General features: G+C 72.1%; 21 protein-coding genes and 2 pseudogenes. 14 read left to right on the top strand and 9 right to left on the bottom strand.

All coding sequences use genetic code 11. The features are described 5' to 3' along the window. Window positions 1-1,218, top strand: a 1,218-nt coding sequence (locus tag EAO73_RS19700) for a hypothetical protein (protein WP_147973546.1), incomplete at its 5' end; no start/stop codon positions are given. 89 nt (window positions 1,219-1,307) lie between these two features. Here the strand turns inward: EAO73_RS19700 and EAO73_RS19695 are convergent. After that, window positions 1,308-1,664 carry an iron-sulfur cluster assembly accessory protein gene (locus tag EAO73_RS19695; protein ID WP_018103583.1) on the bottom strand — a complete coding sequence of 119 codons (357 nt, stop codon included), beginning with the start codon at window positions 1,662-1,664 and terminating at the stop codon, window positions 1,308-1,310. A 234-nt stretch (window positions 1,665-1,898) separates the two neighbouring features. On the opposite strand from EAO73_RS19695, the gene nadA reads away from it, so the two are divergent. Next, on the top strand, window positions 1,899-3,095 hold the full coding sequence (nadA, locus tag EAO73_RS19685) for a quinolinate synthase NadA (protein WP_376560450.1): 1,197 nt from the start codon (window positions 1,899-1,901) through the stop codon (window positions 3,093-3,095). A 105-nt stretch (window positions 3,096-3,200) separates the two neighbouring features. Here nadA and EAO73_RS19680 read toward each other — a convergent pair whose 3' ends face one another. From EAO73_RS19680 to EAO73_RS19660, 5 genes are all read right to left on the bottom strand, one after another. Continuing rightward, window positions 3,201-6,365, bottom strand: a complete 3,165-nt coding sequence (locus EAO73_RS19680; protein ID WP_147972836.1) for an efflux RND transporter permease subunit — start codon at window positions 6,363-6,365, stop codon at window positions 3,201-3,203. Between the two features lie 164 nt (window positions 6,366-6,529). Beyond that, window positions 6,530-7,225 carry a response regulator gene (locus EAO73_RS19675; RefSeq protein ID WP_147972835.1) on the bottom strand — a complete coding sequence of 232 codons (696 nt, stop codon included), beginning with the start codon at window positions 7,223-7,225 and terminating at the stop codon, window positions 6,530-6,532. Next, window positions 7,222-8,493 (bottom strand): sensor histidine kinase, encoded by a 1,272-nt coding sequence (locus EAO73_RS19670; RefSeq protein ID WP_147972834.1) that lies wholly within the window; start codon window positions 8,491-8,493, stop codon window positions 7,222-7,224. Before EAO73_RS19670 ends, EAO73_RS19675 begins: the two co-directional genes overlap by 4 nt. A 130-nt stretch (window positions 8,494-8,623) precedes the next feature. Further along, entirely contained in the window at window positions 8,624-8,902 is a 279-nt protein-coding gene (gene pspAA / locus EAO73_RS19665) for a PspA-associated protein PspAA (protein ID WP_147972833.1), read from the bottom strand. Between the two features lie 9 nt (window positions 8,903-8,911). Beyond that, complete coding sequence (locus tag EAO73_RS19660; protein WP_147972832.1) at window positions 8,912-9,688, bottom strand: PspA/IM30 family protein; 777 nt, start codon at window positions 9,686-9,688, stop codon at window positions 8,912-8,914. Between the two features lie 274 nt (window positions 9,689-9,962). Here EAO73_RS19660 and EAO73_RS19655 point away from each other — a divergent pair, with 274 nt between their 5' ends. The 3 genes from EAO73_RS19655 (at window position 9,963) to EAO73_RS19645 (ending at window position 12,677) form a co-directional block, all read left to right on the top strand. Next, window positions 9,963-10,562 (top strand): DUF3043 domain-containing protein, encoded by a 600-nt coding sequence (locus EAO73_RS19655; RefSeq protein ID WP_147972831.1) that lies wholly within the window; start codon window positions 9,963-9,965, stop codon window positions 10,560-10,562. A gap of 119 nt (window positions 10,563-10,681) precedes the next feature. After that, complete coding sequence (locus tag EAO73_RS19650) at window positions 10,682-11,404, top strand: class I SAM-dependent methyltransferase (protein ID WP_147972830.1); 723 nt, start codon at window positions 10,682-10,684, stop codon at window positions 11,402-11,404. 181 nt (window positions 11,405-11,585) lie between these two features. Continuing rightward, window positions 11,586-12,677, top strand: a complete 1,092-nt coding sequence (locus tag EAO73_RS19645; RefSeq protein WP_147972829.1) for a S1C family serine protease — start codon at window positions 11,586-11,588, stop codon at window positions 12,675-12,677. A 108-nt stretch (window positions 12,678-12,785) separates the two neighbouring features. On the opposite strand, the gene EAO73_RS19640 is transcribed toward EAO73_RS19645, so the two are convergent. Continuing rightward, complete coding sequence (locus EAO73_RS19640; RefSeq protein ID WP_147972828.1) at window positions 12,786-12,998, bottom strand: hypothetical protein; 213 nt, start codon at window positions 12,996-12,998, stop codon at window positions 12,786-12,788. Between the two features lie 137 nt (window positions 12,999-13,135). Between EAO73_RS19640 and EAO73_RS19635 the strand changes: the two genes are divergently transcribed. From EAO73_RS19635 to EAO73_RS19620, 4 genes are all read left to right on the top strand, one after another. Next, window positions 13,136-14,338 (top strand): bifunctional adenosylcobinamide kinase/adenosylcobinamide-phosphate guanylyltransferase, encoded by a 1,203-nt coding sequence (locus EAO73_RS19635; protein ID WP_147972827.1) that lies wholly within the window; start codon window positions 13,136-13,138, stop codon window positions 14,336-14,338. A 128-nt stretch (window positions 14,339-14,466) separates the two neighbouring features. Then, a complete protein-coding gene (locus EAO73_RS19630) occupies window positions 14,467-15,555 on the top strand; it encodes a nicotinate-nucleotide--dimethylbenzimidazole phosphoribosyltransferase (protein WP_147972826.1) in 1,089 nt (362 codons plus the stop codon). A gap of 82 nt (window positions 15,556-15,637) precedes the next feature. Continuing rightward, window positions 15,638-17,464 (top strand): phosphatidylglycerol lysyltransferase domain-containing protein, encoded by a 1,827-nt coding sequence (locus tag EAO73_RS19625; protein WP_191134147.1) that lies wholly within the window; start codon window positions 15,638-15,640, stop codon window positions 17,462-17,464. Next, entirely contained in the window at window positions 17,461-18,225 is a 765-nt protein-coding gene (locus EAO73_RS19620) for a hypothetical protein (protein WP_147972825.1), read from the top strand. The genes EAO73_RS19625 and EAO73_RS19620 overlap by 4 nt, the downstream gene beginning before the upstream one ends. Here the strand turns inward: EAO73_RS19620 and EAO73_RS19615 are convergent. Next, a complete protein-coding gene (locus EAO73_RS19615) occupies window positions 18,126-18,887 on the bottom strand; it encodes a hypothetical protein (protein WP_147972824.1) in 762 nt (253 codons plus the stop codon). The genes EAO73_RS19620 and EAO73_RS19615 overlap by 100 nt on opposite strands. An 87-nt stretch (window positions 18,888-18,974) precedes the next feature. On the opposite strand from EAO73_RS19615, the gene EAO73_RS19610 reads away from it, so the two are divergent. Then, complete coding sequence (locus EAO73_RS19610; RefSeq protein ID WP_147972823.1) at window positions 18,975-19,754, top strand: adenosylcobinamide-GDP ribazoletransferase; 780 nt, start codon at window positions 18,975-18,977, stop codon at window positions 19,752-19,754. Window positions 19,755-19,761: 7 nt separating this feature from the next. On the opposite strand, the gene EAO73_RS19605 is transcribed toward EAO73_RS19610, so the two are convergent. Then, window positions 19,762-20,619 (bottom strand): endo alpha-1,4 polygalactosaminidase, encoded by an 858-nt coding sequence (locus EAO73_RS19605; RefSeq protein ID WP_147972822.1) that lies wholly within the window; start codon window positions 20,617-20,619, stop codon window positions 19,762-19,764. A gap of 260 nt (window positions 20,620-20,879) precedes the next feature. On the opposite strand from EAO73_RS19605, the gene EAO73_RS19600 reads away from it, so the two are divergent. The 4 genes and pseudogenes from EAO73_RS19600 to sucB all read left to right on the top strand — a co-directional run. Further along, the gene (locus tag EAO73_RS19600; protein ID WP_147972821.1) at window positions 20,880-22,433 is read left to right on the top strand and encodes a leucyl aminopeptidase; all 1,554 of its coding nucleotides are present in this window, start codon (window positions 20,880-20,882) and stop codon (window positions 22,431-22,433) included. Between the two features lie 316 nt (window positions 22,434-22,749). Continuing rightward, the gene (gene lpdA / locus EAO73_RS19595) at window positions 22,750-24,138 is read left to right on the top strand and encodes a dihydrolipoyl dehydrogenase (protein ID WP_191134146.1); all 1,389 of its coding nucleotides are present in this window, start codon (window positions 22,750-22,752) and stop codon (window positions 24,136-24,138) included. A gap of 60 nt (window positions 24,139-24,198) precedes the next feature. Further along, window positions 24,199-24,546 (top strand): annotated as a pseudogene (locus EAO73_RS37335) (biotin/lipoyl-containing protein); the annotation flags it as partial. 131 nt (window positions 24,547-24,677) lie between these two features. Next, window positions 24,678-25,889 (top strand): annotated as a pseudogene (sucB, locus tag EAO73_RS19590) (2-oxoglutarate dehydrogenase, E2 component, dihydrolipoamide succinyltransferase); the annotation flags it as partial. Window positions 25,890-25,996 lie beyond the last annotated feature (107 nt).

Here is a 25,996-nt window from a genome sequence, read left to right as displayed (position 1 = left end):
TCCCCCTCCCGCGAGGGCATCGCCCCCGGTGAACCCGATCCGCACGGCGGCCGGCTGGTCTACCGCGCGTCCGGCAAGCTTCCGGACGGCCCGGACAAGGCCGCCGTCCAGCGGTCCGGCGGGTCGGTCACGGCCGCGGAGGTGACCCGGCTGGCGAAGGCGCTCGGGCTGACGGGCAAGCCGCGGTCCGAGGCCACCTCCTGGAAGGTGGGCTCCGGCGGGGACGGCTCGGGACCGGTGCTGCGGGTGAACAAGCAGGCGCCCGGGACCTGGACCTTCACCCGGTACGGCTCCGGCGGCACGGACAACTGCAAGAAGGGCGCCGTCTGCGCGATGGCACCGGGCGGCACCGGGCAGCCCGTCGACGAGAAGGCCGCGAAGGCCGCCGCCACCCCGGTGCTGAAGGCGGCCGGTCAGGACGGCGCCGCGCTCGACGCCGGTCAGGTCATGGGCTCGGCCCGGGTGGTGAACGCCGATCCGGTGGTGGACGGGCTGCCCACGTCCGGCTGGGCGACCGGGATCCAGGTGGGTCCGGACGGGCAGGTGACCGGAGGCACCGGGAAGCTGAAGGCCCTGGAGAAGGGTGACACCTATCCGGTGATCGGCGCGGCCGAGGCCCTGAAGCGGCTCAACGCCGCGCAGCCCCCGGCGGGCGGGGAGAGCGGCGACTGCGCCTCACCGGCCCCGCTGGAGAACGGCACCGAGTCGTCCGGGGTCCGCTGCGGCGCCCGTACCGGTGCGCAGCGGCCGGCGACGACGGTGACGGTGGAGAAGGCGGTCTTCGGCCTGGCGGTCCACTCCTCGGGCGGCGAGCAGCTGCTCGTACCGTCCTGGATCTTCTCGGTGAAGCCGGCCGGCGGCACGGGTGCCACGGTCACGCAGGTGGCGGTGGACCCGGAGTACCTGACGCGGGAGCCGTCGACGGGCACGTCCCCGGACGGTGACGGTACGACGAAGGCGCGCGCGGCCCAGTCGTACAGCGCGAGCGGGCGGAACCTGTCGGTGACGTTCTGGGGCGGCGCGTGCAGTACGTACACGGCGAGCGCGCGCGAGGACGGCGACACGGTCCGGGTGACCGTGTCGGAGAAGAAGGCGAAGCCGGGCAAGGTCTGCGTGATGATCGCGAAGGAGCTGACCCGTACGGTCACGCTGGAGCGGCCGCTGGACGGGCGGAAGGTGGTCGACGCGGCCTCGGGCTCCGTGGTGCCGCGCGCCTGAGCCCCCTCTCGTACACCTACGTCCCGCGTGACAACGGCGGCGGCCCCGGGAAGGAATCCCGGGGCCGCCGCCGTGAGCTGGGGTGCGACTCAGCTGAAGGAGTCACCGCAGGCGCAGGAACCCGTGGCGTTCGGGTTGTCGATGGTGAAGCCCTGCTTCTCGATGGTGTCGACGAAGTCGACCGAGGCGCCGCCCAGGTACGGGGCGCTCATGCGGTCGGTGACGACCTTGACGCCGTCGAAGTCCTTGACGACGTCACCGTCGAGCGAGCGCTCGTCGAAGAAGAGCTGGTAGCGCAGGCCGGAGCAGCCGCCGGGCTGAACGGCGACGCGGAGCGCCAGGTCGTCGCGGCCTTCCTGCTCCAGCAGGGCCTTGACCTTGGCTGCGGCGGCGTCGGACAGGAGGATGCCGTCGCTCACGGTGGTGGTCTCGTCCGATACGGACATCTGCTTCTCTCCCGGGTTGTACGGAGACTGCTTGCCGACGTTGCAACCGTCGGGACCGCGGATTCATTCCGGGCCGAGCGCTTGCCTGTTCTCTTCATGCTCGCACACCCGTCCTGCGGGCGGATGCGTCACATTGACGCTTTCGGCATCGTCAAAGTGACGTGAAGCGGCTATGATAGATAGCGTCAATTAGACGAAAAGGCTTTCTCCGCAGAGAAGTCCGCAGAAGAAAGGGTGCGTGACGTGACCACGGCCCACCCCGTCCAGGATCTCGATGTCCAGCCGACGCCGCTCGCCCTGCTCCTGCTCGGCCGCGACGCCGACCCCAGGAGCGAGCGCGGTGTCGAGTGCCCCGGCGACCTGCCCTCCCCGTCCGACCCGGACCTGGTGGCCCGCGCCCGCGCGGCCAAGGAGAAGCTGGGCGAGAAGGTCTTCGTCCTGGGTCACCACTACCAGCGCGACGAGGTCATCCAGTTCGCCGATGTGACCGGGGACTCGTTCAAGCTCGCCCGGGACGCCGCGGCCCGCCCGGAGGCGGAGTACATCGTCTTCTGCGGTGTGCACTTCATGGCCGAGTCGGCGGACATCCTGACCACCGACGACCAGAAGGTCGTGCTGCCGGACCTGGCGGCGGGCTGCTCGATGGCCGACATGGCCACCGCGGAGCAGGTCGCGGAGTGCTGGGACGTGCTGACGGAGGCGGGGGTCGCCGAGCAGGTCGTGCCCGTCTCGTACATGAACTCCTCCGCCGACATCAAGGCCTTCACCGGCCGGCACGGCGGCACGATCTGCACCTCGTCCAACGCGAAGCGGGCGCTGGAGTGGGCCTTCGAGCAGGGCGACAAGGTCCTCTTCCTGCCCGACCAGCACCTGGGCCGCAACACCGCCGTCCGGGACATGGGCATGTCCCTGGAGGACTGCGTCCTCTACAACCCGCACAAGCCGAACGGCGGCCTGACCGCCGAGGAGCTGCGGAACGCGAAGATGATCCTCTGGCGCGGGCACTGCTCGGTGCACGGCCGCTTCTCGGTCGACTCCGTCAACGACGTGCGCGAGCGCATCCCGGGCGTCAACGTGCTGGTGCACCCCGAGTGCAAGCACGAGGTCGTGGCCGCCGCGGACTACGTCGGCTCGACGGAGTACATCATCAAGGCCCTGGAGGCGGCACCGGCCGGCTCGAAGTGGGCGATCGGCACCGAGCTGAACCTCGTCCGCCGCCTGGCGAACCGTTTCGCCCCCGAGGGCAAGGAGATCGTCTTCCTCGACAAGACGGTCTGCTTCTGCTCGACGATGAACCGCATCGACCTGCCGCACCTGGTGTGGACGCTGGAGTCGCTGGCAGACGGCAAGCAGGTGAACCGGATCGTGGTGGACCCGGAGACGGAGAAGTACGCGAAGCTGGCGCTGGAGCGGATGCTGGCGCTGCCGTAGGGAGGCTCCGCTCCCGGACCCACACCTCCCACGCCGGCGGGGTTGATTCTCGGCATGACGAAGGGGCCCCGACACCATGGTGTCGGGGCCCCTTCGTCATGGGTGTCAGGCCTTCGCCGGTTCCGGTTCGTCGGAGGAGGAGTCCTGCGACTCGGCCGGGTCCGGGGCGCCGGCCTTCGCGGCGCGCTTCGCGTCCTTCTTCTTGCGGCGGCGTTCCTTGCGGAGCTCCACCATCGCGTACAGCGTCGGCACCAGGAGCAGCGTCAGCAGCGTCGAGGTGATCAGGCCGCCGATGACGACGACGGCCAGCGGCTGCGAGATGAAGCCGCCCTCGCCGGTGACGCCGAGCGCCATCGGGAGCAGGGCGAAGATCGTCGCCAGGGCCGTCATGAGGATCGGGCGCAGACGGTGCCGGCCGCCCTCGACGACCGCTTCGACGACGCCCAGGCCCTGGGCCCGGTACTGGTTGATGAGGTCGATCAGCACGATCGCGTTGGTCACCACGATGCCGATCAGCATCAGCATGCCGATCATCGCCGGGACGCCCATCGGGGTGCCGGTGACGACGAGCAGGCCGATCGCGCCGGTGGCGGCGAACGGGATGGAGACCAGCAGGATCAGCGGCTGGATCAGCGACCGGAAGGTGGCGACCAGCAGCATGAAGACGATCGCGATGGCCGCCAGCATGGCCAGGCCCAGGTTCTTGAAGGCGTCGTCCTGGTCCGACGAGACACCGCCGATGGTGGCGGTGGCGCCCTCCGGGAGGTCCAGGGCCTTGATCTTGTTCTGGAGCGTGGTGCTGACCGCGCCGGTGTTGTCACCGGTGGGCCGGGCGGTGATAGTGGCGGCGCGCTGGCCGTCGATCCGGGTCATCGAGACCGGTCCGGGGACCAGCTTCACGTCGGCGATGGTGCCGAGCTTCACCTTGCCGAGCGGAAGGTCCTTCAGCTCCTGCATGGTGGTGGCCGGGTGGGCCGACTTGACGACGACATCGCGCTCGGTGTTGTCCATGAGCGCCTTGCCGGACGGGGTGCCGCGCACCGCTCCGGCGACGGCCGCGCCCAGCGTGGCCTGGGTGTAACCGGCGTCGGCGGCCTTCTCGTTGGCCTTGACCGAGATCCGCGGGACGCTCTGCGCCAGGTCGCTCTGGACATCGGTGACGTCCTTGAGCTCGGCGACCTCGGCGCGGACCTGCTCGGAGGCCTTCTTCAGGGTGTCCGCGTCGGCCGACTTCACGACGACGCTCAGGTCCTGGCTGCCGAAGCCGTCGCCCGCGCTGATGGTGGTGTCACCGATGCCGTCGAGCTCGGCGAGGCCCTTCTCGATACGGTCCTGGGTGGCCTCGAACTCGGCGGAGTCCTTCAGGGTGACCTGGTAGGAGGCCTGGTTGGAGCCCGTGCCGCCGCCGAAGGCGGCCATGAAGCCGGACGAACCGACCGTGACCTGGTAGTCCTTGACGCCCTGGTCGTCGGCGAGGAGCTTCTCGACCTTCTTGGCCGCCTCGTCGGAGGCCGCGAGGCTGGTGCCCGGGGTCAGCTTCTGCTTGATGGTGAGGACTTCCTGCTCACCCTGGTCGAAGAAGTTGGTCTTCAGCAGCGGGGCCATGCCGAAGGTGCCGAACAGGACGGCGACGGCGATGACGACACTGGTGATGCGGCGCCGGGTGGCGAACCGGAGCACCGGGACGTAGATCCGCTGGAGCCGGCTGCGGGCCTCCTTCTCCTCGGCGTCGCGCCGCGCCTTCTCCGGGTCCTCGGCGGTGCCCTTGGGGGCGCGCAGGAACCAGTACGACAGGACGGGGACGACGGTCAGCGAGACGAGCAGCGAGGCCAGCAGGGCCGCGGTGACCGTCAGCGAGAACGAGCCGAACAGCTCGCCGACCATGCCGCCGACGAGGCCGATCGGCAGGAAGACGGCGACGGTGGTGAGGGTCGACGAGGTGACCGCGCCGGCCACCTCCTTGACCGCGGTGATGATCGCGGACTGGCGCTCCTCCCCGTAGCCGAGGTGGCGCTTGATGTTCTCCAGGACCACGATCGAGTCGTCGACGACCCGGCCGATCGCGATGGTGAGCGCGCCCAGGGTCAGCATGTTGAGCGACAGGTCGCGGGTCCAGAGCACGATCAGCGCGAGGACCACGGAGAGCGGGATCGAGACCGCGGTGACCAGGGTGGAGCGCAGCGAGGCCAGGAAGACCAGGATCACGATGACCGCGAAGAGCAGGCCGAGCGCGCCCTCGGTGGTCAGGCCGGAGATCGCCTTGGAGACGGCCGGGCCCTGGTCGGAGACGACGGTCAGCTCGGCGCCGGAGCCGAGGTCCTTGCGCAGGCCGGGGAGCTTGTCCTCGACGGCGTCCGAGATGGCGACGGCGCTGCCGTCCTTGTCCATCGTCGCCATGACGGCGAGGCTCGGGCGGCCGTTGGTGCGGGTGAGGGAGTCCGCGGTGGCGGCCTCCTGCTTCACCGTCGCGATGTCACCGAGGCGGACCGGCTTGCCGGGCTTGCCGGGCTTGCCGGAGGCCGGGTTCTGGCCGGTGACCCGCAGGTCCTCGATCTGCCGCAGCGAGGTGAAGGCCCCGCCGACCTGGATGGTGCGGCTCTTCCCGGACTCGGAGAAGGCGCCCGCCGGGACGGTCGCGCCGCCCGACTGGAGCGCCTGGGAGAGCGCGGTGGCGTTGAGTCCGGCGGCGGCGAGCTTCTTGTCGTCCGGGGTGACGGAGATCTGGAGGTCCCTCACACCGTCGACGGAGACCTGGCCGACGCCGTCGATGTCCTCCAGGGCGGGGACGACGGTGCGGTCCAACTGGTCGGCGAGCGCCTGCTGGTCCTTGTCCGAGGTGACGGCGAGGACGACGGTCGGGATGTCGTCCGTCGAGCCGGCGATGACCTGCGGGTCGACGTCCTCGGGCAGCTGGACGCGGGCCCGGTTCACGGCCTGCTGGATGTCGGCGACGAGCTGCTTGGTGCCCTCGTCACCGAAGTCGAAGGACGCCATGATGACGGCGTTGCCCTCGCTGGCGGTCGACGTGATGCCGGTGACTCCGTCGACGGCCTTGATGGAATTCTCGAGCGGTTCGACGACCTGCTTCTCGACCACATCGGGGGACGCGCCCTGGTAGGGCGCGAGCACCGACACCATCGGCAGTTCGATGGTGGGCAGCAGCTGCTGCTTGAGCTGCGGTATCGCGATCGCTCCGAAAACGAGCGCGACGATCGAGATCAGACCGATCAGGGCCCTTTGCGCGAGGCTGAATCTGGACAGCCAGGACATGGGTGGGTCTCTCTTCTGTGGCGTACGCGGCAGGTGGGCGGGTGACTCGGGGACAGACCCGGCCCACCTATACGATCGCCGATCCCCGGGACGAAAGTCCTCGGCCCCAGGGTCGCTTTCTTACGCTCCGCATACCGCAGCTGGAGTACACCCCGGCTGCACCCTCACTCCACCCTGGGGCGCACCAGGCCCGATTCGTACGCAGTTACCACCAGTTGTGCCCGGTCCCGGGCGCCCAGTTTCGCCATCGCCCTGTTCACATGGGTCTTGACGGTGAGCGGGCTGACGACCAGGCGCTCGGCGATCTCGTCGTTGGACAGCCCGCCCGCGACCAGGACCAGCACCTCGCGCTCCCGTGTGGTGAGGGCCGCCAGCCGCTCGGAGTACGCGGCCGCGCCCGGCCCGTCGCCTGCCCCGCTCCCGCCCTGCGCGAGGAACGTGGCGATCAGGCCCTTGGTCGCGGCCGGCGAGAGCAGCGCCTCGCCCCCCGCGGCGATCCGGATCGCGTTGAGGAGTTCGTCCGGTTCGGCGCCCTTGCCCAGGAAGCCCGAGGCCCCGGCGCGCAGCGACTGCACCACGTACTCGTCCACCTCGAAGGTGGTGAGCATGACCACGCGGACGTCCGCGAGATCCGGGTCGGCGCTGATCATCCTGGTGGCCGTCAGTCCGTCGGTGCCGGGCATGCGGATGTCCATCAGCACCACGTCGGGCCGCTCGGTCCGGGCCACCTCGACGGCCTGCGCCCCGTCCGCCGCCTCCCCCACCACCCGCATGTCGGGCTCCGAGTCGACCAGCACCCGGAACGCGCTGCGCAGCAGCGCCTGGTCGTCGACGAGCAGGACCTTGATGGCCGGTGTCATGCGTTCTCCCCCGTCCGGTCCGCCGCGCCCGGCCGACCGGGCTCCTGCGCGCGGGCCTCGACGGGCAGGATCGCATGGACGCGGAATCCGCCCCCGTAGCGGGGACCGGCGGTGAGGGTGCCGCCGAGCGCGGTGACGCGTTCACGCATCCCGAGCAGGCCGTGGCCGCCGCCGGGTGCCGCGGACCCGGTCCCGCCGGTGTCGCCGAGGCCGTTGTCCAGGATCATGACCTCGGCGGTGGCTCCGACCCGTACGACGCTCACCTCGGCCCTGGCACCCGGGCCGGCGTGCTTGCGGACGTTGGTCAGGGCCTCCTGGATCACCCGGTACGCGGCCAGGTCGACGGCGGAGGGCAGCGGCGGCTCGCCCTCGGCGGCGCAGGCCACCTCGACGGGCAGCCCCGCCTGGCGGACGCTCTCCACGAGCTGGCCGAGGACCGCGAGGCCGGGCGCCGGTTCGGTGGGGGCCTCCGGGTCGCCGGACTGGCGCAGCAGGCCGACGGTGGCCCGTAGTTCGTTGAGTGCGGAGCGGCTCGCCTCGCGGACGTGGGCGAGGGCCTGTTTGGCCTGGTCGGGGCGCTTGTCCATGACGTGGGCGGCGACCCCGGCCTGCACGTTGACCAGGGCGATGTGGTGGGCGACGACGTCGTGCAGATCGCGGGCGATGCGCAGCCGTTCCTCGGCGACCCGGCGGCGGGCCTCCTCCTCGCGGGTCCGTTCGGCCCGTTCGGCGCGCTCCCTGATCGCGTCGACGAACGCGCGCCGGGAGCGGACCGCGTCGCCCGCGGCCCCGGCCATCCCGGTCCAGGCGAAGACGCCCAGGTTCTCCTGGCTGTACCAGGGCGGCGAGCCGAAGAGCATCGCCGCGGCGGTCAGCGCGGCCATCGTGAGCAGCCCGACCCGCCAGGTGGTGGGCCGGTCGGTGCGGGCGGCGACGGTGTACAGCGCGATGACCGCGCTCATCACCACGGGGGCAGGCGGGTCGGCCGTGACCAGCTCGACGACGGTCAGCGCGCCGGTGACGGCGAGCACCGCCATGGGCTCGCGGCGCCGCCGGATCAGGGCCAGGGCGCTCAGCAGCATCAGCAGCAGGCTGCTCGCGGCGGGGGTGCGGGTGCCGAAGGTGGGCCCGTCGTGCCCGCCCGGGTCGACGAACGACGCGAAGATCATGGCCACGAGCACGGCCAGGGCGAGCGCGCCGTCCAGCGCGAGGGGATGGCCGCGCAGCCACTGGCGGATGCGCAGGACCCCGGTTCCGAGGGTGGTCACGTCCGGCTACGTTACGGCGTGTCGCTCGCGGACCGGTCCGGCCGGACGGGAGCGGCGGGCCCGGACGCACCGGTGCCCCGCGTCCGGCGGGCGGGCGCGGGGCACCTGGTGTGCTGGAGAGCGGTCGGCGTCAGCCGGGGATCAGGCCGTCGTCGCTGAGCATGGCGCGTACCTCTTCGAGGGTCGCGTCCGGCGACGGAAGGATCAGTCCGGACGGCTCCAGGGAGTCGTCCGGCACGGGTGTGCCGAGTTCGCGCACGCGGGCCAGGAGTGCGTGGAGCGTGGTGCGGAAGCCCGGTCCGTCACCGCTCTCCATCTCGGCCAGCAGGGCGTCGTCGAGCTTGTCGAGCTCGGCGAGATGGCTGTCGGCCAGGCTGACCTGGCCTTCCCCCATGATCCGTACGATCATGACGCCGCCTCAGTTCTTGTCGAATTTGTGCGACTGGTCGTTCTGCTGCACGCCGTCCTGGCGGCCGCCCTCGATCGCCTGCTGCGAGGAGGAGCCGCCGGCCAGCTCGGCCTTCATGCGCTGCAGTTCCAGCTCCACATCCGTACCACCGGAGATCCGGTCCAGCTCGGCGGCGATGTCGTCCTTCGCCGTGCCGGTCGGGTCGTCGAGGGCGCCGGAGGCGAGCAGCTCGTCGATCGCGCCCGCGCGGGCCTGGAGCTGCTGCGTCTTGTCCTCCGCCCGCTGGATCGCCAGGCCGACGTCGCCCATCTCCTCGGAGATGCCGGAGAAGGCCTCACCGATCCGGGTCTGTGCCTGGGCCGCCGTGTAGGTGGCCTTGATGGTCTCCTTCTTCGTGCGGAAGGCGTCCACCTTGGCCTGCAGCCGCTGGGCCGCCAGGGTGAGCTTCTCCTCCTCGCCCTGCAGCGTGGTGTGCTGCGTCTCCAGGTCGGTGACCTGCTGCTGGAGGGCGGCGCGGCGCGACAGCGCCTCGCGCGCCAGGTCCTCGCGACCGAGCGCGAGCGCCTTGCGGCCCTGGTCCTCCAGCTTCGAGGACTGGCCCTGCAGCTGGTTCAGCTGCAGCTCCAGCCGCTTGCGCGAGGTCGCCACATCGGCGACACCGCGGCGTACCTTCTGAAGCAGCTCCAGCTGCTTCTGGTACGAGTAATCGAGGGTCTCGCGCGGATCCTCGGCCCGGTCAAGGGCCTTGTTTGCCTTCGCGCGGAAGATCATCCCCATACGCTTCATGACACCGCTCATGGGCTTCGCGCGCCCCCTTCTGACTCAACTGGGCTCCAGCACTCCAACAGAACCCACAGTACGGGCCCTGCCTCTATTACCGCACTGTTCGGGCGTCGATGGGCTCCTCCCCAAGGACGACTGTGCCCCCGGCCCGCTCCCGCCCAGGGAGTAGGTGACGCCCGTATCGTCCGCCCGTACACCGGCGAGGACGCAGGCCGTTGCCGGATCGTTCCCGGCCGGCCTGCGGGTACCCGCGATCGACCCCGTACCCTTGGGCCTTGTGTTCCGTAGCCGCTCCAAGGAAGAGAAGGCCCCCACCGGCAAGGTGACGGCGGACCTCTCCAAGACGCCCCGCGACCCGCAGGCTCCCAAGGGTCGCCCCACCCCCAAGCGCAGCGAGGCCCAGACGCAGCGCCGTCGCGCCTCCAGTGGTGCGCCGCTCGACCGCAAGGAGGCCATGAAGCGCCAGCGCGAAGCGCGGCGCGTGGACATGGCCAAGCAGCGGGAGGCGCTCGCCAGTGGCGACGAGCGTTATCTGCCGGCGCGCGACAAGGGGCCGGTGCGCCGCTTCGTCCGCGACTTCGTGGACTCGCGCTTCTGCATCGCGGAGTACTTCCTGCCGCTCGCCGTGGTCATCCTGATCCTCAGCGTGATCCAGGTGCAGGGCATCCAGAGCATCTCGCTGCTGCTGTGGCTGATCGTGATCGTGCTGATCGTGATCGACTCGATCGGGCTCGCGTTCCGGCTGCGCAAGCAGCTGAACACGCGGTTCCCGGACACCCCGAAGCGCGGCGCGGTCGCCTACGGCCTGATGCGTACGCTCCAGATGCGCCGGCTTCGTCTGCCGAAGCCGCAGGTCAAGCGCGGAGAGCGGCCCTGAGCACGGAGTCGCCCGGCCAGGTCGACGGTCTCTCCGCCGACCGGCCGGCCGGTGCGGTCTCCGGTTTCGCGGGGGCCTCGGCCGCCTGGACCAAGGGGCTCTCGGGCCTGCGCAACACCGTGCGCCAGGAGCTGGTCGCCCGGCAGCTGGACGAGCAGATCGCGGCGCGCTTCCCGGTGGGGCAGCGGCTGCGCATCCTGGACGTCGGCATGGGCCAGGGGACGCAGGCGCTGCGTCTCGCCCGCGCCGGCCACACCGTGACGGGCCTGGAGTCCGACGCCGAGATGCTGCGGACCGCCCGCGAGGCGCTGGGCGGCGAGCCGGCCGGCATCCGCGAGCGGGTGCGGCTCATCGAGGGCAACGGCCAGGACACCGGGGTCCACTTCCTGCCCGGCAGTTTCGACGTGGTGCTCTGCCACGGCGTGCTGATGTACGTCCAGGAGCCGGACGCCATGGTGGCCGGTCTGGCCAGGATGCTGGCGCCGGGCGGGCTGCTGTCCCTGCTCGTGCGGAACGCGGACGCGCTGGCGATGCGGCCGGGCATGGCCGGGGACTGGGACGGGGCGCTCACCGCGTTCGACACCGACCGGTACACCAACCGGCTCGGGCTGTCCGTGCGCGCGGACCGGCTCGACGCCCTGACAGCGACGCTCGCCTCGATCGCGGCGCCGCTGCACGCCTGGTACGGGGTGCGGGTCTTCACGGACAACGTGAGCAACGACGTGGAGCTGCCGCCGGCCGCGGAGCTGGAGCGGGTGCTTGCCGCGGAGGACCGGGCGGGGCGGACGGATCCGTACCGCGGGGTCGCGGCGCTGCTGCATCTGTGCGGCGTACGGGGCTGAGGCCGGGGGCGCCGGGCCCGGGACGTCCGGGCGCCTTGTCCTCAAGCGCCGGACAGGCTGAAAGACGCCCTCAATCGCCGGGCAGGCCCGGTTTTCGGCCGCACGGCTCTGTCATGTGCACCTTCCCCCTCATGGCTGCGCTCAACGGGCCCCCCGCGGGGGCAAAAGCAACAATCCAGGCATGGATGCCATTCATTCCCGTCGCCGTGCGCGCCGGCTGCTGCTGCCCCTGTCCGCGGGTGTCTGCGCGATCGCGCTGGTGAGCGGGTGCTCCGGTTCGGACGCCCCCGCCGCGGGGCCGGACGCGACGGCGTCCGGTTCGGCGCAGCCCGGTCCGGCCGCGAAGGCCACCGGTGATCTGCAGAGCGACTACCAGAAGGTCATCACCGACGTGCTGCCGTCGGTCGTCCAGATCGACGCCTCCGAGAGCCTGGGCTCCGGTGTCGTCTACGACACCAAGGGCCACATCGTCACCAACGCCCATGTCGTCGGCAACGAGAAGTCCTTCAAGGTCACGGTGGCCACCGGCGAGCGGGTGCTGAAGGCCTCGCTGGTCGCCGCCTACCCCGAGCAGGACCTGGCCGTCATCAAGCTCGACCAGGTGCCCGACGGGCTGCGGCCCGCGAAGTTCGGCGACTCCGAGAAGGTCGCCGTGGGGCAGATCGTGCTGGCGATGGGCTCGCCGCTGGGCCTGTCCAGCAGCGTCACCCAGGGCATCGTCTCGGCGCTCGGCCGGACCGTGAGCGAGAGCCGCTCGGGCGGTGGCACCGGCGCGACCATCGCGAACATGGTGCAGACCTCGGCGGCGATCAACCCGGGCAACAGCGGCGGCGCCCTGGTGAACCTGGACAGCCAGGTCATCGGCATCCCCACGCTGGCCGCGTCCGATCCCCAGATGGGTGACAGCGCGGCCCCGGGGATCGGCTTCGCCATCCCGGCCTCGATGGTGCGGACGGTCGCGGACCAGATCATCAAGGACGGCAAGGTCACCGACTCGGGCCGGGCGGCGCTCGACATCACCGGCCGCACGGTCGTCAACGACGACTACCGGCCGGCGGGCGTGGCGATCGTCAGTGTGCAGAACGGCGGCGCGGCCGACAAGGCGGGGCTGCGGGCCGGCGACATCATCACGAAGGTCGGCGATGCGAAGGTCACCACGATCACCTCGCTCTCCGAGGCCCTGGCCGGTCGGAAGCCGGGCGAGAAGGTGAAGGTGACGTACACGCGGGGAAGCTCGGAGAAGACGGCCGAGGTCACCCTCGGCGAGATCTGAGCGACGCGGCGCGATCCGAGCGCCGGGCGAGATACGCGCGACGCGGCGACGGCCGCCGGGCGGGCCCCTGAGGGCTCACCCGGCGGCCGTCGTGTTCGCCGTACGGCGTCAGCCGGCCGCGTCGGCCTGGAGGCTCATCGGGCCGTAGATCTTCGTCGTGTCCTCGAAGAGCGTGACCTGGTCCGCCCCGCCGTCCAGGAGTTCCTTCCAGTACTCACCGATCCAGGACTCCGCGTCGCCCTGTGTCGTGAACTCCTCCGGCTGCAGGGCCGGCTCCGTCTCCGTACCGTCGGACTTCTCGAACCGCCACGTCCACGCCATGTCCGCCTCCTGGGTATGTCGTTCCGCTCGGCAGCCTAGTGCTTCCGACCAGCAAGGGAAGGGGCTCTAGGACGGCTCTGCGCCATGTCGCGTACCCACGTCGCGCACCGTGTGCGGGGACGCGGCAGGATCGGAGCGTGGAACTGACTCTGCTCGGCACCGGAGCCCCCGACGGGCTGCCGCGGCCCGACTGCCCCTGCGCCAGGTGCGCCCTCGCCCGCGGCGCGGGCGGCCGGGCCGCGACCGCTCTCCTGGTCGACGACGCGCTGCTGCTGGACCTCACCCCCGGTGCGGTGTTCGCCGCCGCCCGCGCGGGCCATTCGCTCACCGGCGTACGCCAGGTACTGCTGACCCACCCGCACGACGGGCCCGCCGTCGAACTGCCCGCCGGACTGCCTCCGGCGGGCCGGGTGCCGGACGGGCGGGTGCTGACGCTGATCAGCGGGCACCGGGTGCGGGCCGTGCCGATGGACGCGCCCGGTACGGGGTACGAGGTGACCTCGCCGGAGGGCGCCCGGCTGCTCTACCTGCCGCCGGGCGGCGCTCCGGCCGGCCTCACGGACCCGGTGGCGGAGCCGTACGACCTGGTCGTCGCGGATGTCGTCGGGCGGCCCGACGCGGTGGCCCGGCTGCGGGCCGTCGAGGCGGTCGGGCCCGCCACCGAGCTGATCGCCGTCCACCTGGACCACGACGCGCCCCCCGGCCCCGAGCTGGAGCGCCGGCTCGCCGCCGCCGGGGCGCGGGCCGTGCCGGACGGCACGACGCTGACGGCCGGCGGCCATCACGCCCCGGCTCCGGTCCCCCGGCGCACCCTGGTCACCGGCGGCGCGCGCTCCGGGAAGTCCGTCGAGGCGGAACGCCGCCTGGAGACGTACCCCGAGGTCGTCTACGTGGCCACCGGCGGCACCCGGAACGGGGACGCGGAGTGGGCGGCCCGGGTCGGGCTGCACCGCGAGCGCCGCCCGGCGGCCTGGCGCACCGAGGAGACGTGCGAGCTGGCGGAGCTGCTGTCATCGGACGGACCGCCGCTGCTGATCGACTGCCTGTCGCTCTGGCTGACGGACCTGATGGACCGGGTGGACGCCTGGGACGACGCGGCGTGGGCGGGCGGCGGCGAGCGCGCGCTGCGCGCCGGGACGGCGGAGCTGGTCGCGGCGGTGCGCGGGACGCGCCGCACGGTGGTCCTGGTGACCAACGAGACCGGCTCCGGCGTGGTCCCCGCGACGGCGGCCGGGCGGCGCTTCCGCGACGAGCTGGGCCGGCTGAACGCGGCGGTGGCCGAGGAGTGCGAGCAGGTGCTGCTGGTGGTGGCGGGGCAGGTGCTGCCGCTGCGGGGGTGAGCGGTACGGGAGCGGGGCGCCCGGCCCACACGGGCCGGGCCGGGAAAACGCGGCGGGTACTGTTCCGCAGGGGCCCTCCGGCGGGCTCCCCGGCCCACCCCACGTATCGACCCGCGAGGCAGCTCCCCGTGAATCTGGACGACTTCTCCGACCTGATCGAACGCCCCGACGGGGGTGTCCGGCGCGACGCCGAGGAACGCCGGGAGCGGTTCGGCGTGCCGCCGGGCGCTCTCGGCCGCCTGGACGAGCTGGGCGAGTGGCTGTCGACCGCGCAGCAGGCGTCGCCGGTGCGGACGGTCGAGCAGCCGCGTGTGGTGCTGTTCGCCGGTGACCACGGGGTGGCCCGGCTCGACGTGTCCGGCCGCGCGGCCGGCACCGCGCACGAGCTGGTACGGGCCACGCTGGACGGGTCGACCCCGCTGGCCGTGCTGGCCCGCCGGTTCTCCGTACCGGTGCGGATCGTCGACGCCGGGCTCGACTGCGACCCGGAGCTGCTGCCGGAGGCCGTCGTACGGACCCGGGTGCGGCGCGGCAGCGGACGGATCGACATCGAGGACGCGCTGACGGCCGAGGAGGCCGAGGCCGCGGTGCGGCTCGGCATCGCCGTGGCCGACGAGGAGGCCGACTCGGGCACCGATCTGGTGGTGCTCGGCGACCTGAGCGTGGGCGGTACGACGGCGGCGGCCACCCTGATCGCGGCGCTGTGCGGCACGGACGCCTCGGTGGTGACCGGGCGCGGTGGCGCGGGGATCGACGACCTGGCGTGGATGCGCAAGTGCGCGGCGGTCCGTGACGCGCTGCGGCGGGCCCGGCCGGTGCTGGGCGACCAGGTGGAGCTGCTGGCCGCGGTGGGCGGCGCGGACCTGGCGGCGATGACCGGCTTCCTGCTCCAGTGCGCGGTGCGCAGGCTGCCCGTGATCCTGGACGGGGTGGTCGGCGCGGCGGCTGCGCTGGTCGGCCAGCGGGCCGCGTTCCGGGCGCCGGACTGGTGGCTGGCGGGCCAGCTGAGCGGGGAGCCGGCGCAGGCCAAGGCCCTCGACCGGATGGCGCTCAACCCGGTGCTCGACCACGGCGTCATCGTCGGCGAGGGGTGCGGGGCGCTGCTCGCCCTTCCCTTCGTCCAGGCCGCCGCCGCGCTCGCGGCGGAGCTTCCCGAGCGCGAGCCGGAGGCGGAAGAGGGCGGCGCGGACGACGAGAAGGACGACGCGACGGACTGATCGCGGCACCACTCCGCGGCCGGCCGACACCGGCCGCGGAGCGCTCCCTCATGCAGCGTGATGCCCCATATGATCGCTTTTCATGGGAGAGGTCCGTATGGCCGCCGAGGAGTCCGGACAGAGCGCCGTCCGCAGGGCCGGTACCCCGCGTTCACGGCGCGGCGCGGCGTTCGCCATCTGGTACCTGCGCCTCGTGTCGTTCCTCAACTTCCTGAGTGCTGTCTGGGTCGCCTTCGGCCAGGATCTGCGCCGCCACAACACGGACGACTACTTCACCCCTTACCTGCTCACGGCGGGTTTCTCCTCGGGGGTGGTCGCGCTCTTCCTGGCGGTGACGATGCGGCGGCGCAAGCGGGCCGCGTGGATCGTCAACATGGTGCTGAGCGGGCTGACGCTGCTGCTGTCCGCCGCCCTCATCGGATTCCCGGAGGTCCGCCGGTATCCGCAGAACTGGATCTCGCTGGCCCTGACCGCCGCCTTCGTGGCCGCGCTGGTGCTCGGCCGGCGCGAGTTCTACGCGAAGGGCGACCGGTCCAACCCGAAACTGGCCGCGCTGGTGGCGACCGTCGGGCTGCTGGTCACCTCGCTGATCGCGGCGGGCCTGGTCACGGTCACCAACACCGCGCACGACGACTACCGTTCGACGTTCCTGGACCGCTGGCGCTACGGCGCGCTGCGGCTGGTCTCCGTCGCCGCCAGTGACTCGCGGTTCCCCGGCATCACCGCGCCGGGCTGGGTGAACGTCGTCATCAACGTCCTGTCCACGCTGCTGCTCATCGCCGTCGTCTGGGCGGCCTTCCGCTCCCGCCGCGCGGTCGACCCGATCACCGCGGAGGACGAGGAGGCGCTGCGGGCGCTGCTCGACAAGCACGGCGAGCGCGACTCGCTGGGCTACTTCGCGCTGCGCCGCGAGAAGAGCGCCATCTGGTCGCCCACCCGCAAGGCGGCCGTCGCCTACCGGGTGGTCGGCGGGGTCTCGCTGGCATCCGGCGACCCGATCGGCGATCCGGAGGCCTGGCCGGGGGCGATCACGCCGTGGCTGGCCGAGGCCCGCGAACACGGCTGGATCCCCGCGGTGATGGGGGCGGGCGAGGAGGCCGGCACGGTGTACGCCCGGCACGGCCTGGACGCCCTGGAGCTGGGCGACGAGGCGATCGTGGAGACGGCCGACTTCACCCTGGAGGGCCGCGCGATGCGGACCGTGCGCCAGGCGTACAACCGGGTGCGGCGGGCGGGTTACGAGGTGACGGTGCGCCGGCACGCGGAGATCCCGGAGGCCGAGATGGCGGAGCTGGTGCGCCGCGCGGACGACTGGCGCGACGGAGCGACCGAACGCGGCTTCTCGATGGCGCTCGGCCGGCTCGGCGACCCGGCCGACGGGCAGTGCGTGATGCTGGAGTGCCGTGACGCGCCGTCCGACGACGGTGCGCCGGGCGAGCTGCGGGCCCTGCTGAGCTTCGTCCCCTGGGGGCCGAACGGCCTCTCGCTGGACCTGATGCGGCGTGACCGGGACTCCGAGAACGGGCTGATGGAGTTCATGGTCATCGAACTCCTGCAGCGGGCCGGGAAGCTGGGCGTGACGCAGGTGTCGCTGAACTTCGCGATGTTCCGCTCGGTCTTCGAGCGCGGGTCGCGGCTCGGCGCGGGCCCGGTGCTCAGGATGTGGCGGTCGCTGCTCAGCTTCTTCTCCCGCTGGTGGCAGATCGAGTCGCTCTACCGCGCCAACGCCAAGTACCGCCCGATCTGGGAACCCCGGTTCCTGCTCTTCGAGAAGAGCGCGGACCTGCTGCGCATCGGCGTCGCGGCCGGCCGCGCGGAAGGGTTCCTGGAGGCGCCGGGCCTGCCCAAGTGGATGCACCGCTCCCGGCTGGCCCGGGTCCGTGACGTCCCGTCCGGACCGCGTGCATGAGAGCCGTACGCGCCCCGGTCCGGGCGGCCCGCCGGGAGTGGGGCCCGCTCTGCTCGGCCGTACGGGCGTCGCTCGCCGCCCGGGGACCGCGGGCCGTGCCCCTGACCCTGGCCTCGGTGGCCCTGACCGCGCTGCTCCAGGTGGTGCAGAACCGGCCCTGGGGCTACGGCCCGGTGCAGACGCTCGGCGCGGTCCGGGCCGACGACCCGCTCGGAGTGGCCCTGCTGCGTACCCCGTTGTCGCTGTTCGTCCCCGCGCTGGACCTGCCGGTGTGGGGCGCGCTGGTGCAGATGCTGGTGGTGTTCGGGGCGGCGGAGATCTGCCTCGGCCGGGGGCGGACCCTGCTGATCGCGTACGCGGCGACGCTGGCCGGGACGATGTACGCGCGGATCGCCGTGGCGGCCGGGCCCGAGGTGTTCCTCGGGCTGCCGGCGTCCGACGCGCACGTGGTGGACACCGGCCCGTCGGCGGCGGTGGTCGCGCTGGCGGTCTGCGTCTGCTGCGTGTACCGGGCCCGGTTCACCGGGGCGCTGGTGATCGTGGCGATGGTGGCCGAAACCGTGGCCGAGGACAATCTGGCGGGCCGGGAGCACCTGGCGGCCATCGCGGCGGCCCTGGTGCTGTGCGCGGTGCCGGTGCGGCGCGGGCGGCGGCGCGGCGGTCAGGGCTTGGCGGGCGGGAGCGGGGCCCGGTCCGGTGCCCCGCCGATCAGGTCCTGGAACTTCCGGCGCGGGCCGACCCAGCGGACGTCGTGGTGGTAGGCCCGCAGGACCGCGCGGGAGCGGGCCCGGTGCCGGTTGCGGTAGAACCGCCTGGCCCACAGCGAGGTCGGCCGGGCCAGCCGTACCGCCCCGACCAGCGCCACGAACGGGACCAGCGCGCCGACCACCGCCATCCGTGCCTTGCCCTTGAACAGGGAGATCAGCACGAAGCAGAAGTTGATGACGACGGTGAGCACTGCTCCGAGCCGGCCCTGCTGCTGATCGTCGCTCAGGTCGTTCACGCCCAGCGGGGAGAATCCGCCGAGCACCAGCAGCACCAGGGCCGCCGTGAGCACGACGACCTCCACACTCTGGCGCCCCTCCTCGGTCCAGTACACGTCGTCCAGGTGCAGGATCAGGGCGAACTCGTCCAGCACCAGCCCCGCGCCCACGCCGAAGACGACCGCGCAGACGGCCGCCGTCACGCCGTGCCTCCCGCTCCCCACCGCGCCGAAGCCGCCGACGACGCTGAGCACCACGCCGGGCACCACATGGTGGATGTGGACGCCGCCGGGCGTGATGTTGCGGAACGGCCCCTTCCCGGCCCGGATCATCCGGGTGATGAACCGGGTGATCGCGAAGGTCAGCACGAATGCGGTCAGGGCGAGGAGCAGGGGCAGCTTGCCCGGCTCGACGAAGTTCTGATCGAACCAGTGACCCATGCCACGCACTCCCACTCGTCCGCCTGTGCCCCGTTATGCGGCATTCGGACAATCTAGCGGTCGTCCCCACCGATTAGCCTGCGCGCCGTGACCTCCCTGAACAGCCACGGCGTTCGTTTCGCCTTCGGCACCCTGACCGTGCTCCCCGTCCGCGTGACCCGCTGGGACCGGGACGCCGCCCGGTCCGGGATGCTGTGCGCGCCGCTGGCCGGGCTCGTCGTCGGGGTGCTCGCCGCCGTCCCCGGCAGCCTGCTGCTGTGGGGCGGCGCGGGCCCGCTGCTCGCCGCCGTCGCCTCCGCCGCGGTGCCCGCCGCCCTCACCCGGGGGCTCCATCTGGACGGTCTCGCGGACACCGCCGACGGCCTGGGCAGCGGCAAGCCGGCCGACGACGCGCTGCGCATCATGAAGCAGTCGGACATCGGCCCCTTCGGTGTGATCACCCTGCTCTTCGTCCTGCTGGCACAGGTGGCGGTCCTCCAGCAGCTGTACGCGAGGGGCTGGGCGCACGGCGCGGTGGCGGCCGTCGCCTCCGCCCTCGTCGCCCGGCTCGCGCTGACCCTGGCATCCCGGCGCGGTGTCCCGGCCGCCCGGCCGGAGGGCCTGGGCGCGGTGGTCGCCGGCACGGTCCCGGTGGCCGGCGCGGCGGCGGTCGCGCTCGCGGTGGTGGCGGCCTGCGCGGGCGCGGGGGCGCTGTTCGGCGGGTACGGGACGCTGCGCCACGCCCTCCCGGCGGTGGCCGGGGTGGTGGTGGCCGAGCTGCTGCTGCGGCACTGCGTACGGCGGTTCGGCGGGGTCACCGGGGACGTCTTCGGGGCGCTGGCGGAGACGGCGGCGACGGTGACGCTGGTGGGCCTGGCGCTGGGCTGAGGGCCGGTCAGTCCTCGGCGCAGGTCTCGCGCCCGACGCCGAGTGCGTAGTCCTTGCGCAGTGAGCTGAGCCCCAGCTTCCGGGACTGTGCGCAGAACTTCGCCGCCGGCAGCTCGTACTCCACGTGGAAGACCGCCTTGCCCGCCTTCACGAACGGGGTCAGCTCCTCGCACTCCTCGTACTGGGCGCACTGCTCGTTGACCGCGAAGTCGAAGTCCCCGACCAGCTCCGGGATCTGCGGCAGGTCGTTCTTCAGGCCGACGGACATGCCGTGGCGGTGGACCATGCGGGCGATCAGACGGTTGTAGCGCAGCTGGTCGGCGGCGGTCAGCGGGAAGCCGCTCCGGTTGCGGTAGCCGTCCATGTTGTCCGGCTCGACCGCGTCGAAGCCCTTCTTCGCGCACATCGCGATCCGGGATTCCATCAGCGGCTCCAGGACCTCGGTGCGCCGGATGTCGAGCCAGCGCTCGCCCTTCCAGCCGTTGCCCTTGCCGAGCACGGCGGTGGGGAAACGGGCCGCGTCCGGGCGGAAGTCCTCCCAGGCACCGGTGGACAGGTAGCAGATGACCTTGCGCCCGTCGCGGTGCAGCGCGGCGACCTGGGCCGCCGTCCGGTCGAAGCCGTCGATGTCGTACACCGGGGCGTCGACCGTCGTGTCGAGCTTCCCCGACAACTGCCACTGCCAGTCCGTGCCCGGCTCCGGCTGCCAGCGCGCGGGTGAGGGCCGCGCGGAGGCGGACTCCTTCCCCGCCGGCCCCTGTTCCTGCTCCGGGGAACAGCCCGTCAGCGTCGTCAGCACCATCAGTGCGGTGACGGCGAGGGCGCCGCGCGCCCCGCCCACCCGTGCGGCCGTCCGGTCGCGCATCGTTCCCCCATGTCCACCGGACCCCGCCAACGCCGGTGCGCGCGGGATCCGTTCCGCCGGGACGGTCTTCCCGGGACCACCACCGTAACGACGGCCGCGCACCTCGCGCGCACCGCCTACGGCCCGCCGCCGTGATCGGGCAGCAAAGGCGCGCGTAGGCTCATTCCCGGCACATTGCGGCGGCGTCTACGATGCGCCGGGCACGGTCGGCCCACCCCATCGACCGGAAAAGAACTCAACGGAAGCGAGATTTCACCACCGTGACTGCTCTCACTCTCAGCACCGCCGGTGCGGCGACGCTGCGCGCCGACGCCCTCGTCGTGGGCGTCGCCAAGGGCGCTGGATCCAAGTCCGGGGACCTCGTCCTCGCGCCGGGCGCCGAGGCCGTGGACAAGGCGTTCGGCGGGAAGCTCGCCGCCGTCCTGGCGACCCTGGGCGCCTCCGGTGCCGAGGGCGAGCTGACGAAGGTCCCCGCGCCCGAGGGCCTGAAGACCCCGGTCGTCATCGCGGCCGGCCTCGGTGCGGCCCCCGAGAAGGACGGCTCGTACGACGCCGAGGCGCTGCGCCGGGCCGCCGGTGCGGCCGCCCGCTCGCTGACCGGCTCGAAGAAGGCCGGCTTCGCGCTGCCCATCGCCTCCGTCGAGGACGCCGAGGCCATCGCGGAGGGCGCGCTGCTCGGCGCGTACGCCTTCACCGCCTACCAGGCCGGCGAGAACAAGCTCGCCCCCAAGGGCGCCAAGGCCGGCGGCGCCAAGCAGGCTCTGGCCGAGGTCGCCGTACTCGGCGCCAAGCCGCGCGACAAGGCGTTCAAGGCAGCCGCGGAGCGCGCGATCGCCCTCGCCGAGGAGATCAACCGCGCCCGCGACCTGGTCAACACCCCGCCGAACGACCTGTACCCCGAGTCCTTCGCCGCCGTGGCCACCGCCGCCGGCAAGGAGCACGGCATCAAGGTGCAGGTGCTCGACGAGAAGGCGCTCGTCAAGGGCGGCTTCGGCGGCATCCTGGGCGTCGGCCAGGGCGCGGCCCGCGGCCCGCGCCTGGTGAAGCTCGCCTACACGCACCCGAAGGCGGAGAAGACCCTGGCCCTCGTGGGCAAGGGCATCACCTACGACTCGGGCGGCATCTCGCTGAAGCCGGCCGGCCACAACGAGACGATGAAGTGCGACATGGCCGGCGCCGCCGCCGTGTTCGCGACCGTCGTCGCGGCCGCCCGCATCGGCCTGCGCGTCAACGTCACCGGCTGGCTGGCGCTCGCCGAGAACATGCCGTCGGGCACCGCCACCCGCCCCGGTGACGTCCTGCGCATGTACAGCGGCAAGACCGTCGAGGTCCTCAACACCGACGCCGAGGGCCGGCTCGTCCTCGCCGACGCGCTGACCCGCGCCTCGGAGGAGAACCCGGACGCGATCGTCGACGTGGCGACCCTGACCGGCGCGATGGTGCTGGCCCTGGGCAACCGCACCTTCGGCATCATGTCCAACGACGACGCCTTCCGTACCTCGATCCACGAGATCGCGGAGGAGGTCGGCGAGGCGTCCTGGCCGATGCCGCTCCCGGCCGACCTGCGCAAGGGCATGGACTCCCCGACCGCCGACATCGCCAACATGGGCGAGCGGATGGGCGGCGGCCTGGTGGCCGGCCTGTTCCTGAAGGAGTTCGTGGGCGAGGGCATCGCCTGGGCGCACCTGGACATCGCGGGCCCGGCCTTCCACGAGGGCGCGCCGTACGGCTACACACCCAAGGGCGGCACCGGATCCGCGGTCCGCACGCTGGTGAAGCTGGCGGAGCACACCGCCGCCGGCGACCTCGGCTGAGTCGACGTGCGATACGGCCCCGGGCATACGTCCGGGGCCGTATGTGTTGTCCCCACGGCACCGGGACCTGGCCGGTTTCGCTCTCGACGAAATCCCCTGTTCCCTACGCAGCGGTAATCCACCGGGACGGACGATGATCCGTCCCGGACACGGGCCCCGCGTCCCGCCCACCGTCAACAAGTGCGAAGATGGGTTCTCGGCAGGACAGGGCCCCCACCACAGGGCCGAAGACAAAGCGGCCGCACACCAGCCGACCGGCCGGTACCACCCCGAGGACGGGGCCCGGCGTACGGCGCACATGCATGGAGGACGTGACGTGGCGAACGACGCCAGCACCGTTTTCGACCTAGTGATTCTCGGCGGTGGCAGCGGCGGGTACGCCGCGGCCCTGCGCGGAGCGCAGCTGGGCCTGGACGTCGCTCTGATCGAGAAGGGCAAGGTCGGCGGCACCTGCCTGCACAACGGCTGCATTCCCACGAAGGCCCTGCTGCACGCCGGCGAGATCGCGGACCAGGCCCGCGAGGCCGGCCAGTTCGGTGTCCAGGCCACCTTCGAGGGCATCGACATGGCGGCCGTCCACAAGTACAAGGACGACGTGATCTCCGGCCTGTACAAGGGTCTGCAGGGTCTCGTCGCCTCCCGCAAGGTGCACTACATCGAGGGTGAGGGCCGGCTCTCGTCGCCCACCTCGGTGGACGTGAACGGCCAGCGCATCCAGGGCCGCCACGTGCTCCTGGCGACCGGCTCCGTGCCGAAGTCGCTCCCGGGTCTGGAGATCGACGGCAACCGCATCATCTCCTCGGACCACGCGCTGAAGCTGGACCGCGTCCCGAAGTCCGCGATCGTGCTGGGCGGCGGCGTCATCGGCGTCGAGTTCGCCTCGGCGTGGACCTCCTTCGGCACCGACGTGACGATCATCGAGGGCCTGAAGCACCTCGTCCCGGTCGAGGACGAGAACAGCTCGAAGCTTCTTGAGCGCGCGTTCCGCAAGCGCGGCATCAAGTTCAACCTCGGCACGTTCTTCCAGAGCGCCGAGTACACGCAGGACGGCGTCCGCGTGACCCTCGCCGACGGCAAGACCTTCGAGGCGGAGGTGCTGCTGGTCGCGATCGGCCGCGGCCCGGTCTCGCAGGGCCTGGGCTACGAGGAGGCCGGGGTCGCCATGGACCGCGGCTACGTCCTGGTCGACGAGTACATGCGGACCAACGTGGAGACGATCTCGGCCGTGGGCGACCTGGTCCCGACGCTGCAGCTGGCGCACGTCGGCTTCGCCGAGGGCATCCTCGTCGCGGAGCGGCTGGCCGGTCTGCAGACCGTCCCCGTCGACTACGACGGAGTCCCCCGGGTGACGTACTGCCACCCCGAGGTCGCCTCCGTCGGCATCACCGAGGCCAAGGCCAAGGAGCTCTACGGCGCGGACAAGGTCGTCGCGCTGAAGTACAACCTCGCGGGCAACGGCAAGAGCAAGATCCTCAAGACCGCGGGCGAGATCAAGCTCGTCCAGGTCAAGGACGGTGCCGTGGTCGGCGTCCACATGGTCGGTGACCGTATGGGCGAGCAGGTCGGCGAAGCCCAGCTGATCTACAACTGGGAGGCGCTGCCGGCCGAGGTCGCCCAGCTCATCCACGCCCACCCGACCCAGAGCGAGGCGCTCGGCGAGGCCCACCTGGCCCTGGCCGGCAAGCCCCTGCACTCCCACGACTGATCAGTCGACCGGGCGCGACGACCGACCACTTCCGCATTTTCGTTAGGAGCAACTGAAACCATGTCGGTTTCCGTAACCCTTCCGGCGCTCGGCGAGAGCGTCACCGAGGGCACTGTCACCCGCTGGCTGAAGGCCGAGGGCGAGCGCGTCGAGGCCGACGAGCCGTTGCTCGAGGTCTCGACCGACAAGGTCGACACCGAGATCCCGGCCCCCGCCTCCGGCATCCTGTCGTCCATCAAGGTCGCCGAGGACGAGACCGTCGAGGTCGGCGCCGAGCTGGCCGTCATCGACGACGGCTCGGGCGCCCCGGCGGCCGAGTCCGCCCCGGCCGCCGAGGCTGCTCCGGCCGCCGAGGCACCCGCCGCCGAGACACCCGCCGCCCCGGCACCCGCCGCCGAGGCACCCAGAGCGAGGCGCTCGGCGAGGCCCACCTGGCCCTGGCCGGCAAGCCCCTGCACTCCCACGACTGATCAGTCGACCGGGCGCGACGACCGACCACTTCCGCATTTTCGTTAGGAGCAACTGAAACCATGTCGGTTTCCGTAACCCTTCCGGCGCTCGGCGAGAGCGTCACCGAGGGCACCGTCACCCGCTGGCTGAAGGAGGTCGGCGAGGAGGTCGCGGAGGACGAGCCGCTGCTCGAGGTCTCCACGGACAAGGTCGACACCGAGATCCCCGCCCCGGTCGCCGGTGTGCTGCTGGAGATCGTGGTCGGCGAGGACGAGACCGCCGAGGTCGGCGCCAAGCTCGCCGTCATCGGGGCGCCCGGCGCCGCCCCGGCSCAGGCYCCGGCCSMSGCCCCGGCCGCGACCTCCGGTGACGACGGCGCGTACGTCACGCCGCTGGTCCGCAAGCTCGCCGCCGAGAACGGCGTCGACCTGGGCTCGGTCAAGGGCACCGGCGTCGGTGGCCGTATCCGCAAGCAGGATGTCGTCGCCGCCGCGGAGGCCGCCAAGGCCGCCGCCGCTGCCCCGGCGCCCGCCGCTCCGGCCGCCTCCTCCAAGGCCGCGCCGAAGCTGGAGGCCAGCCCGCTGCGCGGTCAGACGGTCAAGATGACCCGCATGCGCAAGGTCATCGGCGACAACATGATGAAGGCGCTGCACTCGCAGGCCCAGCTGACCTCGGTCGTCGAGGTCGACGTCACCAAGCTGATGAAGCTGCGCAACAAGGCGAAGGACGGCTTCGCGGCCCGTGAGGGCGTCAAGCTCTCCCCGATGCCGTTCTACGTGAAGGCCGCCGCCCAGGCGCTGAAGGCCCACCCGGTCATCAACGCCCGGATCAACGAGGACGAAGGCACCATCACGTACTTCGACTCGGAGAACATCGGCATCGCCGTGGACGCCGAGAAGGGCCTGATGACCCCGGTCATCAAGGGCGCGGGCGACCTCAACATCGCCGGTATCTCGAAGAAGACCGCCGAGCTGGCGGGCAAGGCCCGCGGTGGCGGCCTGACCCCGGACGACATGTCCGGTGCCACCTTCACCATCAGCAACACCGGCTCGCGCGGTGCGCTGTTCGACACCGTCATCGTGCCGCCGAACCAGGCAGCCATCCTGGGCATCGGCGCCACCGTGAAGCGTCCCGCGGTCATCGAGACCGAGGAGGGCACCGTCATCGGCGTCCGCGACATGACGTACCTGTCGCTCTCCTACGACCACCGTCTGGTGGACGGCGCGGACGCCGCCCGCTACCTGACCGCGGTCAAGGCGATCCTGGAGGCCGGCGAGTTCGAGGTCGAGCTCGGCCTGTAACCAGCCTCACGATCGGCGCCCCCGTCCGGAACACTCCCGGGCGGGGGCGCCGCCGTATTGTCTAGACACCACCGGTCGCCCCGGTCACCATGCCGGTGCAGGCGTAC

It is taken from the genome of Streptomyces sp. col6 (assembly GCF_008042035.1).
Lineage (GTDB): Bacteria > Actinomycetota > Actinomycetes > Streptomycetales > Streptomycetaceae > Streptomyces.
Note: the sequence above shows the minus strand (reverse complement) of the source record. Positions and strands in the feature narration are given on the sequence as shown.